The 12525-nt window shown below is 66.2% G+C and carries 11 protein-coding genes and 1 pseudogene; 7 read left to right on the plus strand and 5 right to left on the minus strand.

Annotated features, from left to right (window positions below; all coding sequences use genetic code 11):
- Positions 1–533: 533 nt before the first annotated feature.
- Both AB4061_RS17780 and AB4061_RS17785 read right to left on the minus strand, forming a co-directional pair.
- Positions 534–1136: pseudogene (locus tag AB4061_RS17780) on the minus strand (M20/M25/M40 family metallo-hydrolase); the annotation flags it as partial.
- 64 nt (positions 1137–1200) lie between these two features.
- Entirely contained in the window at positions 1201–2460 is a 1260-nt protein-coding gene (locus AB4061_RS17785; RefSeq protein ID WP_441636001.1) for a M20/M25/M40 family metallo-hydrolase, read from the minus strand.
- A 122-nt stretch (positions 2461–2582) separates the two neighbouring features.
- Here AB4061_RS17785 and AB4061_RS17790 point away from each other — a divergent pair, with 122 nt between their 5' ends.
- Complete coding sequence (locus tag AB4061_RS17790) at positions 2583–3695, plus strand: GlxA family transcriptional regulator (protein ID WP_441636003.1); 1113 nt, start codon at positions 2583–2585, stop codon at positions 3693–3695.
- Positions 3696–3774: 79 nt separating this feature from the next.
- On the opposite strand, the gene AB4061_RS17795 is transcribed toward AB4061_RS17790, so the two are convergent.
- Complete coding sequence (locus AB4061_RS17795) at positions 3775–4506, minus strand: BON domain-containing protein (protein ID WP_183032701.1); 732 nt, start codon at positions 4504–4506, stop codon at positions 3775–3777.
- A gap of 198 nt (positions 4507–4704) precedes the next feature.
- Positions 4705–5130, minus strand: a complete 426-nt coding sequence (locus tag AB4061_RS17800; RefSeq protein ID WP_441636005.1) for an OsmC family protein — start codon at positions 5128–5130, stop codon at positions 4705–4707.
- A 434-nt stretch (positions 5131–5564) separates the two neighbouring features.
- Here AB4061_RS17800 and AB4061_RS17805 point away from each other — a divergent pair, with 434 nt between their 5' ends.
- The 6 genes from AB4061_RS17805 (at position 5565) to AB4061_RS17830 (ending at position 11763) form a co-directional block, all read left to right on the plus strand.
- Entirely contained in the window at positions 5565–6650 is a 1086-nt protein-coding gene (locus AB4061_RS17805; protein ID WP_441636007.1) for a calcium:proton antiporter, read from the plus strand.
- Positions 6651–6784: 134 nt separating this feature from the next.
- A complete protein-coding gene (locus tag AB4061_RS17810) occupies positions 6785–8071 on the plus strand; it encodes an FAD-dependent oxidoreductase (RefSeq protein WP_441636009.1) in 1287 nt (428 codons plus the stop codon).
- Positions 8072–8140: 69 nt separating this feature from the next.
- Positions 8141–9064, plus strand: a complete 924-nt coding sequence (locus AB4061_RS17815) for a LysR family transcriptional regulator (protein WP_441636011.1) — start codon at positions 8141–8143, stop codon at positions 9062–9064.
- Positions 9065–9249: 185 nt separating this feature from the next.
- Positions 9250–9627, plus strand: a complete 378-nt coding sequence (gene hpxZ / locus AB4061_RS17820) for an oxalurate catabolism protein HpxZ (RefSeq protein WP_183032697.1) — start codon at positions 9250–9252, stop codon at positions 9625–9627.
- A 157-nt stretch (positions 9628–9784) separates the two neighbouring features.
- A complete protein-coding gene (locus AB4061_RS17825) occupies positions 9785–10858 on the plus strand; it encodes a porin (RefSeq protein WP_441636013.1) in 1074 nt (357 codons plus the stop codon).
- Between the two features lie 326 nt (positions 10859–11184).
- Entirely contained in the window at positions 11185–11763 is a 579-nt protein-coding gene (locus AB4061_RS17830; protein ID WP_441636060.1) for a uracil-DNA glycosylase family protein, read from the plus strand.
- A 94-nt stretch (positions 11764–11857) separates the two neighbouring features.
- Here AB4061_RS17830 and phaP read toward each other — a convergent pair whose 3' ends face one another.
- Entirely contained in the window at positions 11858–12361 is a 504-nt protein-coding gene (gene phaP / locus AB4061_RS17835; RefSeq protein ID WP_441636015.1) for a TIGR01841 family phasin, read from the minus strand.
- Between the last annotated feature and the right edge of the window lie 164 nt (positions 12362–12525).

Here is a 12525-nt window from a genome sequence, read left to right on the forward strand (position 1 = left end):
GTAGACCAGACGGAAACTGCCCTTGTTCATAATTGGATAGACCCTGAATTAGCGGTGCTTGCCTGATGACTGGCACCCTTGCCGGAATGACTGGCGACAACCGTCACTCTCTTCGCATGTATTGACAATATTTAATGATGACGGCGATGCGGTCAATCGGACACGTACGAATAGAGGGGTATTGCGAGCACGCAAGAGCGGGCATTGCGCACCGCCGCTCACCGCCAATCGACGGCAGCAAGCGGCATTACGGGAAATGGCGCGGCGCAGGGCGCGCTTTGACCTACTGAAGGGGGATTGAAAAACAGACGCGCGGCGTGTTATTGACGCCGGGATAAAAGGTAACGCCCAGGATTAGGAATAGGATTAAGAATAGGACTAAGACAGTCCTAATCCTAGTCCTAGGCGTCTGAATCAATAGGAATTATCAGAATAGATACATTTCACTAAGAACGGAATTCAGACTATCTCCCACACTACCTCCATTAACGGCAGATGTCCGCGATCCTTTAGCGCACAAGCCGGGGGCTGCATCAGCTACGCCCGATTTCCTGCAGGATGCGCGTGAGCAGGTAGAGGCGCGGCACGATGGAATCGATCTCGATGTACTCGTCGCGCGCGTGGTATCCGAAGCCCGCCAGGCCGAAGCTCTCCACCACCACCGCTTTGCCCGAGCGCCCGGCGAAGCCCGCATCGGTGGCGCCGCCGGTGCCTTCCGCCAGTGCCAGCTGGCGGCCATCGAGCTCGGCGTAGATGGCTTGCGCGCGCTGCGCCAGTTCGCGGCCGCGCGCGTTGGCGACAAACGGCGGCCGGCCGATTTCCATGGTCACCGTGGTTTGCGTGTCGGGGACGAGCTTGCCTTCGTCCACCTTCTTTTGCAGCGCGGCCCGCAGCTTGCCTGCGCCATCCTTGACCGTGGTGCGCACGTCGCCGATGGCGGTGGCGTGCTCGGGGATCTGGTTACGGACCTCGCCGGCCTGCGCGGTGGTCCAGTTGAGCTGGGTGCCCGGCACGGATTTGGCCACGTCGCGCGTTTGCTGCAGCTGGTAGGCCAGCTCGATCAGCGCATTGCGGCCCAGCTCCGGCATGGTGTCTCCTGTGGAGGATTGGGTCGTTGCGAAGGCAAGCCGGGATGCCTGCCGGGCGATGCTAGCGCGGGCGGGCGGCAGCGCAAGGGCGCTGCCGCCGGCCCAAAGCGCCTTAGTTGCGCCCGATTTCCTGCAGGATGCGCGACATCAGGTAGAGCCGCGGCACGATCGAGTCAATCTCGATGTATTCGTCGCGGGCGTGGTATCCGAAGCCCGCCAGGCCGAAGCTCTCCAGCACCGTGGCCTTGCCCGAGCGCACGGCGAAGCCGGCGTCGGTGCCGCCCCCGGTCTGCGGCACCAGCGTCAGCTCGCGGTCGATCTCCTTGTAGATCGCCTGGGCTTTTGCCGCCAGCGCGCGGCTGCGCGCATCGCTCACGTAGGGCGGACGCCCGGAGATGACCTTGACCGTGGTTTCGGTGTCGGGAACCAGCTTGCTTGCGCTGACCTTGGCTTGCAGCGCGGCCTGCAGCTTGTCCTGCGCGTCGGGCTGGGTCAGGCGCACGTCGCCCACGGCGCTGGCCTTTTCGGTGATCTGGTTCAGCGGGCCATTGGTGTTGGCCTGAGTCCAGATCAGCGCGGCGCCCGGCACGTCCTTGGCCACTTCACGCGTTTGCAGCATCTGGTACGAGAGTTCATAGAGCGCGTTGCGGCCCAGCTCCGGCGCGGCGCCCGCATGCGCGGCGCGGCCCTTCACATCCAGCGTGGCCGTGGCGACGCCGGCCGCGGCCAGCAGCAGCGGCTGGCCCTTCATGACCACCGAGCCCGCGGACGGCTCGCAGGACAGCACCACGTCGTGCTGCTCCGCGAGCTTGGCGATGGTGTCGCCGGAACCCAGCGAGCCCACTTCCTCATCCGGGTTGAACAGCACGGTGATCTGCGCATAGTCCTTCCACCCGGTTGTCTGGAGGATGGCCAGCGCATGCAGGATGACCGCGATGCCGCCCTTGTCGTCGGCGATGCCGGGGCCGTACAGGCGGTTGCCGTCCAGCTTGATCGGCTGGGTGGCCAGCGTGTTGGGGCCGTAGACCGTATCCATATGCGCGATCAGCATGATGCGGCGCTTGCCGGTGCCGGTGAGCGTGCCCTTGACCATGGTGCCGGGGCCTTGCGTCACGGCGATGCGCTCGGTGGTCGCGCCCAGCGCCTTGAGGCGTGCTTCCGTGAAACTGGCCATTTGCGCCAGGCCGGCCGCATTGGTGCTGCCGGACTCGATCGACACCATGTCCTTGAGCGACTGGATCAACGCGGGCTCGGCCGCGCGGGCGGCGTCCAGCAGTTGCGTGTCCGCCGCGCGTGCGCTGCCGGCTGCCCCGAAGGCCAGCGCTAGCGCTGCCACAGCGGTATGGGTAAGTCGGCGCAGGGATGGCTGCATGAAGTCTCCTGTTGCTTGGATCGTTATTGTGGTTAGGGCGGTGGTTCGCCGAGCGACGATGCTAGCCCTTGCGGGCGTGGCAAGGTAGGATCAATCCCGCCAATTGGAATGCCGATCCCGCCATGCCTCCCTCTTCTGCCTCTTCTGCCACTACCGCCCTGCCCGAGCCGCCCTCCGCCAGCCGCCCCGTGCCGCTGCACGTGCGCTTGCTGTGGTTGCCCGAGGCCATGCCCGGCATGCTGTTCGGCGCGCTGGATGTGCTGCGCGCCGCGGCCGGGGTGGCGCGGCTGCAACGCCCGGACGCGGACCGCGACCTGAGCTGGACGGTGATCGGCCCATCAGGCCGCGCGCTGGCCCTGCCCGCCTTGGGGCTGGAGCCCGCGCGGCGGCGGCGCGCCACGGAAGACGGCAATGCGCTGCTGGTGGTGCCGGGCGTGCTTGCACGCAATGCCCCGCACCTGGGCGAGATCCTGGGTGGCGCGGGCCAGGCGCTGCGCTTGCTGGAGCGGCACGCGCAGGCGGGCGGATGGATCGCGGCGGGCGCGAGCGGCATCGTTTTTCCCGCGGAGCTGGGCCTGCTGGATGGCGCGCGCATGGGCGCACCGTGGACCTTCCAGAGCTGGATGGCCAAGCGCTATCCGCGCTGCGATTTTTCCGCGAGCGAGCCGATGGGCTTGCACCAGCGCGTGTTTGGCTGCGTGGCGCCGGCGCTGCAGACGGAGTTCATGTTACGCGTGCTGGGACACCTGCATGACCCGGACCTGGCGCAGACCTGCTCGCGCATGCTGCTGTACCAGGCCGAGCGCCAGCAGCTCACGCCCGAGCTGGTGTCGCAACGCTGGCTCAGCAAGACCGCCGACAGCCCCGTCTACCGCGCCATGCGCTGGCTGCAGGCCAACGTGGATACGCCGTACCGGCTGGCGCTGGTGGCGCAGGCGGCGGCCGTGAGCGAGCGGACCCTGCTGCGGCATTTCCGGCAGGTCAGCGGCATGACGCCGCTGGAATACCTGCACGGGCTGCGCGTGGAGCGTGCCAAGACCCTGCTGGAGGTGACGCTGCATGGCTCGCAGGCGGTGGCCGAAGCCTGCGGCTACAGTGACGCTGCGGCGTTCAGGCGGCTGTTCCAGCGGGCAACGGGGATGTCGATGTCGAGCTACCGGGCGCGCTTTGCGCTGCGCTCGCAGCGGCGCTACTGGCGCGTGGAGGACATGCCGCGCCCGGCGGGCACGGCATGATCCGATCCGGCTATTGAACCTGCGAACCTGCGAACCTGCGAACTAGCGAACCTGCGAAGTAACGCAGGCAGAGTGGCGCTTAGTTGCTCAGCACGATGCGGTTGACCACGTCCTCGACCCCATGCACGTACCAGGCGTCGCGCTCCGCCTGGCGTTTGCCGGCTTCGGTAGTGGCATAGCCTTCGAGCGTGACGACGCGGTCCTTGGTCTGCACGCGGATGCGGTCGGCATCGACGAACTGGTCGGTCTCCAGCACCAGCTTCAGCGCTTCCGTGACTTCGTCGTCGCGGTCGGCCTCGGCCGGGGCCACCACCAGCTCGTTGACCACGCAGCGGCAACCTCGCGACCACCACGCCAGCACACCGGCCAGGCGCATGTGCGACAGGCTGATCACGTGGCCGCGCAGGGTCACCACGCCGTCGACAACTTCGATGGCGATCTCTCCGCTGGACTCGCCAACGGCTTCGCGCACGGGTTCGATCCTCCCCTTGGCATGCGCGCAGATGCGGCAATTGCGAAAGTCGATCGCCTGCAGCAGCCGTACGCAGATGGCATTGCGCAGTTCGCCGTCGCCAACCGCCGCGCCGCCATCGGCAACGCGCAAGTGATCGATCACGGCAGACACACCGTCGACACGGCGTACCGACGCGGCAACGCGGCTCTTGTCGACAATATCGGGGACTTCGCCTTCGAGAATCAGCGCGCCGTCGCTCAGGCGCAGGTGAATGGTGGGATGGATGGGATGGCTGTGGAAAGGCACGTGGGCGATGGCCGCCCTAGCCTGAGTCAGGACTGCTTCACTGCTATGCATGATGTCTGCCTTATCGTGGAAGGTCTGGATATAGGAGACGCGTTCAGTCCATTGAACGCCCGCGCGGTCCCGCGCCAGGTGCGGCGCGGGACGGCGAATCTTCATTATAGGAAGCCAGGATGGCCACGCCCGACCTATTGGCCTATTGGCCTATTGACCGGGCGCCGGCCCCCGGGCCTGGCGCCCGCCGTGGCCGGCTCAGGTTTCCACCTTGGCGTCCATGGTGATCTCCGCCTTTAGCAGCTTGGACACCGGGCAGCCGGCTTTGGCCCCTTGCAGGCATTGCTCTACTGCCGCCTTGTCGGCCCCGGGCACGCGCACCGTCACGTCCAGGTGCACGGCAGTGATGGTGAAGCCGCCGCCGTCCTTGTCGAGCGTGACCGTGGCCTTGGTGGCAATGCTCTCGGCGACCATCTTGGCCTCGCCCAGGATCAGGGACAGCGCCATGGAGAAGCACCCCGCGTGGGCCGCCCCGATGAGTTCCTCGGGATTGGTGCCGGGGCCGCCTTCGAAGCGGGCCTTGAAACCGTAGGGCGCATCCTTGAGCACGCCGCTCTCTGCCGAGATGCTGCCCTGGCCGTCCTTGATGCCGCCTTGCCATTTAGCCGATCCGTACTTTTTCATGAGCATTCTCCATCGTCGAAAGGGGAAGGCGCGGCATTCGCCACGCCGGTAAAGGGACGCTTGCGGCGCGTCCGGAGCTGCTTGTGCTGCCGTGGTGCGACGCTGGAATGGCCGGCCGGGTGCAGGACTTGTGGCGCCCTGGGACTCCGGCACACAGGAAAAAACGCGAAATCCCCGCCAACTCCAGCAAATAAACCTCCAATTCCTTTCAATTTAAGCGAATTCCAGGGAACTGAATCCCTGTTGCAACTGCCTTACATGCGCGCTGCCGCCCGAGAGCATTGCTGCCGCCCCAAGCTGAACCACAATAGGACGCCAAAGCGAAAACGGCCAGCAAGCCCGCTGAGCGCGGCACTTTTCGTCAGGCTTGACATGCCGCACCCATCACAATCAAGCTGAATCCACGCATTTCATTAACTAGAAAGGGAGAACGGATGCCATTGACGTCGAATAAATTGCCTGCCTGGACCTTATGGCTGCCACTGGCAGCCTGGGCCATCCTCGGGGCAGGCATGGCGGTGCCCGGTCAGGCGCTGCTGCTGGTGCTGGCCGGCCTGGCGCTCGCGGGCTCGGTGTTTGCAGCGGTGCACCATGCCGAGGTGGTCGCGCATAAAGTGGGCGAGCCCTTTGGCACGCTGGTGCTGGCGATTGCCGTGACCGTGATCGAGGTAGCGCTGATCGTCTCGGTGATGCTGTCCGCTGGCCCCGAGAAGGCCGGGCTGGCGCGCGATACCGTGTTTGCCGCGGCCATGCTGGTGTGTAACGGCATTGTGGGGATCTGCCTGTTGGTGGGTGGCCTGCGCCATCGCGAGCAGGCTTTCCAGGCGCCGGGCGCCACCGCCGCGCTAGCCGTGCTGGCCGCGCTGGCCGTGCTCACCATGGTGTTGCCCAACTACACCAGCGCGATCCCCGGGCCGATGCTGTCGCAGTCGCAGCTAGCCTTTGCGGGCGTTGCCTCGCTGGTGCTCTATGGCAGCTTTGTGTTTGTGCAGACCGTGCGCCACCGGGACTACTTCCTGGTCGAAGGCACCTCCGACGAAAGCGTCCACGCCCCGCCCCCGCCCGCGAAGATCGCGCTCGCCAGCGGCGGCATGCTGCTGGCATGCCTGGTGGCGGTGGTCGGCCTGGCCAAGCTGCTGTCGCCCACGGTGGAAGCGGCGGTAGCAAGTGCCGGCGCCCCGCCGGCCGTGGTTGGCATCGTGATTGCCGCGCTGGTGCTGCTGCCCGAGGGGCTGGCCGCGTTGCGCGCCGCGCGCGCCGACCGCCTGCAGACCAGCATGAACCTGGCGCTGGGCTCCGCGCTGGCCAGCATCGGGCTGACCATTCCCACCGTGGCCGCGGTCTTTATCGCGGTTGGCAAGCCGCTGACGCTGGGCCTGGGCCCGACGGAAACCGTGCTGCTTGCGCTGACCTTGCTGGTCAGCACACTGACGCTGCACTCGGGCCGCACCACCATGCTGCAAGGCGTGGTGCACCTGGTCATCCTGGCGGCGTACTTGTTCTTGTCGGTCGTGCCTTAAGCCAGGAACAGTCTCGGCGGATCGGGCGGGCTTCCGGCTGATCGCCGCTCCCCGCCGAGCGCACACAATGCGCGCTCGCCATGAGACCAAATCGGTGCTGGTTGCGTGCAGTCCTTTTGCGCAAACTGGCGCCCATGACGCTCATGACGCCCAGGATCCCCACCAAACGCATTGTCATCGTCGGCGCTGGCGTGGCCGGCAGCATCATGGCCCGCGCGCTGGCCATGCAAGCCGGGCTGGAAGTCACCTGCCTGGAGCAGGTTGCACCGGATGACCACGCAGGCGCCGGGCTGGTGATCGGCCCCAACGCCATCAAGGCCTTGCACATGCGCGACCCGCTGCTGGCCAGCGCCATTGGCGAGGCCGGCCTGCCCTGGGATCACTGGCGCGTGTCGTTGTGCAGCGGCGAGGTGCTGCTGGACCTGCCCCTCACGCGCGTGGCGGACCATGGCGGCGTGCGCATCCTGCGCGCCACGCTGTACCGCGTGCTGCGCCAGGCCGCCGGCAACGCCGTGCGTTACCGTTGCAAGCTGCTGGCGTGCGGCGCCAGCCCGCAGGATCCGGCACGCAGCTACGTCGTCTGGGAACAGCATGGCCAACAACACCGGCTTGACGACATCGACCTGCTGATCGCGGCCGATGGCCGCGACTCACCCACCCGAAGCGCGTTTGCCGGCCAGCCTCGAACGCACCAGCTTGGTGCCTTGTTGTTCCGCCTCCTGGTGCCGGACGCCGGCGCCGGCCGGATCGACGATTACGAACAATGGTGCAACGGCCCTAACCGCCTGCTGGCCTTTCGCTTGCCGGACGGACGGATCAATATCGCCGGCAGCCTGCCGCTCGCCCCCGGCGAACAAACGCTGCACGCGGGCATCGGCTCGCAGGCGCTGCGCGCGGCCTACACACCCGCGCACGCCAGGCCGGGGCCGCAGGCTGGCTGGCTGATCGATAGGCTCTGCGCCAATGTGGATGCCATCTGCTGGTACCGCATGCGGGCGTGCGGCATCCGCTTTGCCGAGCCGCATGCGCAGGTGATGTACCTGGGCGACAGCGCCCACGCCATGGCGCCACCGCTTGGCCAGGGCGTGGCGCAGGCCATCGAGGATGCCTGCGCCGCCGCCGAGCTGATCGCCACTTCGCTGGCCGCGGGCGAGACCAGCCCGCGCGCCTGGCTGACCACGTTTGAAGCGGCCCGGCTTGAACGCCTGCGCTTTGTGATGTCGGTGGCCCCGCACGCCGCTGGCCTCATGCTGGGGGATGTCACGGAGCAGGACCGGGCGTCGGCGCTGGGCGCGCTGCGCCAGCTCTACTGCCAGGTCGCGTTGCCCCGCCATGGCAGCGGCCATGGCGTTGGTCCCGACGTTGGTCCCGACGTTGGTCCCGGCGTTGGTCCTGTCGCCGGGACCGGGCTGCCGGCGTAGCGTTGGCGCGTGCACGATCCTTGCTAGTGAGAGCGGATCGTTCTCACTAGCGCCCGAGCGCACGCCGCCATGCTCCACCCGCCTCGCCTTTACCTCTATCTTGACGCCGTGGCCCGCGTTGGGTCGATCCGCAAGGCCGCCGAGCAACTCCACGTCGCCTCCACCGCGCTCAACCGAAAGATCCTGGAGGTCGAGCAGGAAATCGGCACGGCGCTGTTCGAGCGCCTGCCCCGCGGCGTGCGGCTGACCGCCGCCGGCGAGGTGTTGATCGCCACCGTGCGCCGCAGCCTCGCGGATTTGGATTCGGCCGCCGCGCAGATGGAGCAGCTGCGTGGGCTGGTACGGGGCACCGTGCGCGTGGCGACGGTCGAGTCTGTCGCCACCGATTTCCTGCCTGAAGTCATCGGCCGCTACCAGTCCACCCACCGCGGCGTGCAGTTTCGCGTGGCGGTGGGCAACTCCGGCGACCTGCTGGCCGCGCTCAAGGAGGATGAGGCCGACCTGCTGCTGGCACACGACCCGCCCCCGACCACCTTCCTGCACGAACTGGCGGTGTCCGCGCAACCATTCTGCGCGATGATGCGCCCGGACCATCCGCTGGCAAGCCGGCGCACGTTGCGCCTATCCGACTGCCAGCCCTATCCCGTGGCCCTCGGGCCGGAGAGCTTTGGCAGCCGGCGGCTGATCGAGGCGATCTGCGCGCGCAACCGCTTGTCGCTGCGGGTGATGCTGGAAGCCACCACGGTGGAGATGCTGAAGAGCTTTGCGCGCCAGACCGGCGCGATCTGCTTCCAGTTCCAGGCCGGCACGCTGCGCGAGACGCGCCAGGGCACGCTGATTGCCGTGCCCTTGTCCGACCCCGAGCTGTGCGGCGGCCGGCTGGTGCTGGGCGCCCGCAAGGGCCGCAGCCTGCCGCCAGCGGCGGCGGCGTTTGCAGAGCACCTGAAGGCCGCGCTGAGCGGGCTGCACCAGCCGTTGGCCGAGGCTGCGTGATGCGTGGCCGGGCCTTGCATGGCGAGCCGGCACATGCAACAGCGAGTGCACACAATTTGCGTGCGCCATGAGAAGAAATAAGTGCTGGTTGTATGCAATCGAATTGCCGCAAACTGCATCCATCGCAGTCACGCAGCGTGACATCACCGGGCTGCCACGCTGCCACGGATATCCACGAAAGCAAGATGAGAATCAACGATCCCGCCATCCTCGCCGAGGTGGAAGCCGCCTTCGATGCCTATGAACGGGCGCTGGTCGGCAACGACGTCGCCGAGCTCGACCGGCTGTTCTGGGAAAGCCCGCACACGCTGCGCTACGGCGCGGGCGAAAACCTCTACGGCATCGAGGCCATCCGCGCGTTCCGCGCGGCGCGCCCGGCAAAGGGCCTCGCCCGCGAGATCACCGAGCGCAGCGTCACCACCTTCGGCAACGATTTCGCCGTAGCCAATATCGCCTTTCGCCGCGCCGGCGAGCCGCGCCTGGGCCGCCAGAGCCAGAGCTGGGTGCGGCTGCCCGAAGGCTGGCAGGTGGTGGCCGCGCATGTGAGCTGGCAGCAAGCATGAGCCAGCGGCGCTAGCGTACCGGCGCCATCCCGCGCCAGCCATTTCAAGAGCACGCGTTTTTAGATAGCCGGGGCTTGCCCCCGGAGGGGTGTTGTCGTGCCCAGTGAATGCGACAGAGCCAGCAACGATAGAAAACGGGTCAACCATGGAGGTCTTTATGCAACACAAATTCAAGCCGGTCGTGAAACTGGCAGTCATGGCAGCAGCCTTGATCTGCGGCAACGCCATGGCGCAATCCAGCGTCACGCTTTACGGGATGGTTGATGCCTATGTCGGCGCCACCAAGGCCGGCGGTGCGGACCGCGCCTACGGCGTCAACAGCGGCGGCATGCAAACCTCGTACTTCGGCATCAAGGGCACCGAGGATCTTGGCAACGGCCTGAAGGCGATCTTCGACCTGAACGGCTTCCTGCGCCCGGACACCGGCAAGCAAGGCCGCTTCGACGGCGATGCGCTGTTTACCCGCAACGCCTTTGTCGGCCTGCAGAGCGCAACGCTTGGCACGGTGAAGCTCGGGCGCAACACCACGCCCTACTTCATCTCGACCATCCTGTTCAACCCGCTGGTGGACTCCTATGTGTTCTCGCCGGCGATCTTCCACACCTACTTCTCGGCCAGCAATGGCCGCGTCTATGACCCGGGCATCATCGGCGACTCGGGCTGGAGCAACTCGCTGGTGTATTCCACGCCGAACGTTGGCGGCCTGACCGCCAACGCGATCTACTCGTTCGGCGAGCAGGCAGGCAGCGTCGGCAAGAACAAGTGGGGCGGCAACGTGCTCTACTTCAACGGCAACTTCGGCGCCACCGTAGCCTTCCAGCAGGTCAAGTTCAACAGCACCCCGGGAGACGTGACCGCGCCCACGGCGCTGGCTGGCTTCGACAAGCAGAACGCCGTGCAGGTCGGCGTGAGCTACGACTTCAAGGTGGTCAAGCTGTTCGCGCAGGGCCAGTACATCAAGAGCGACGTCAACAACGCCACGGGCGATATCAAGCACACCAATGGCCAGGTTGGCGCTTCGATCCCGGTGGGCAACGGCAACGTGCTGGTCTCCTATGCGTACGACAAGACCAAGAACAGCGTCGCGGACTTCAAGCGCAACACGGCCGGCCTCGCTTACGACTACAACCTGTCCAAGCGCACCGACGTGTATGCCGCGTACTTCTACGACAAGCTGAGCGACCAGTCGCACGGCGACAGCTTTGGCGTGGGCATGCGTCACCGCTTCTGATTGGAAGCGGTACGCAGGTGGGCCGTGCTTCGGCGCGGCCCACCTGTGCAATCTGGAAAGGTTTCGTAGCCGCCCCCACCTTTTTGCAGTCATTGCGCCCCCATGCGCACCCGCTTCGTTTGGCAATCCTCGCCGAACTGCATACACTGGGCGCCATGGGCACAACCACGATCCACATATCCCTTCCGGACGCGCTGAAACGCTATGTCGACGAACAGGTCGACGCAACCGGCTGCGGCTCCCCTGCCGATGATCTGCGCGACCTTCCCGTAACTCCCGTAGCCGTTTCCGCCGCAAGCGATGAGGGCAAGACCGACCTCGACACCCTGCTGACCCAGGTACGCGCCTGCCGCCTGTGCGAAGCGCACCTCCCGCTTGGTCCCCGCCCGGTAGTACAAGCTGCCGCCAGCGCCCGCATCCTGATTGTCGGCCAGGCGCCGGGCACACGCGTGCATGCCAGCGGCATTCCCTGGGACGATCCCAGCGGTGACCGGCTGCGTGATTGGATGGGCGTGGATAAGACCGTGTTCTACGATGCCGCGCGCATTGCCATCATCCCGATGGGACTGTGCTATCCGGGCCGTGGCGCCAGCGGCGACCTGCCGCCGCGCAAGGAGTGCGCGCCGTTGTGGATGGATGCGCTGCTGGCGCGCCTGCCGGACATTGAACTGACCTTGCTGGTCGGGCAGTATGCGCAGCGGCGTTTCCTGGGAGCGGCGGCGCGCGGTGGCGTGACGCCTACCGTGGCCGGCTTTGGCACGCATGGGCCGCGCTTTATTCCGCTGCCGCACCCATCGCCGCGCAACCAGGGCTGGTTCAAGCACAACGGCTGGTTTGCGCGGGACTTGCTGCCGGTGCTGCGCCAGCGCGTGGAGGCCGTTCTCTTGGCACCACCCGCTGGCTGATCGCCGCAAAAAAAAAACTGCGCCACATGGGCGCAGTTTTTCCTTGCTACTGGCGTTTGCYTCACAGCGGCCAGCGGTGCCGCCTTACTTGGCCTTACTTGGCAGCCGTGGCGGGCATGACCTTTTCGAAGGCGTCGCGCATCGGCTTCATGGCCGTTTCGTAGGCCGCGACCCAGCTCGGTGCGCTCGCGTGGGCAGCCGGGAACGCGCCGCCAGCGTTCGACATGAGGTTCTGGCCGAACGACGCCATGGCTTCCTGGGTCTGCGCAGCGTAGGTGCTCATCTGGCGCTGGGCTTCCTGCGCGAACTCCGCGCCGGTGCTGGCGAAGATCTCGTTCATGTGGCCGGCATAGGCGTTCATCTTCTGGGCAAAGCCATTGGCCAGTTCCGGCTTGAGGCCGGACATGCCGGCGCCAACCGGCTGCTGGCTGGATTCGCGGACGTAGTTCGTGGTATCCGCCAGGCTGGTCTTGACGGCCTGCATGTTCAGCGCGCTGATCTTTTCCGCGCCACGGGCCAGGGGACCGACCAAGGCAAGGAACAGGTCCAGGTTAGCTTGCTGGACGCCGAAGAATTGAGCTTGGGTGGGATGTGCCATGAAATAGTCTCCTGGGGATGATCTGGATGATCCAACGCTGCCGAAGAGGGTTCCGTGAGCGGCATCATCGTTTTGCTGCAATGCAGCAATTGGGCACATCATAAGCTTATTCCCCGAGGAGTCAAGCGATTCCCGGAAAGACTTTTTCGGGCTCGCCAGATGCA

The sequence above is a fragment of the Cupriavidus sp. YAF13 genome (genome assembly GCF_052113425.1).
Taxonomy (GTDB): Bacteria; Pseudomonadota; Gammaproteobacteria; order Burkholderiales; family Burkholderiaceae; genus Cupriavidus.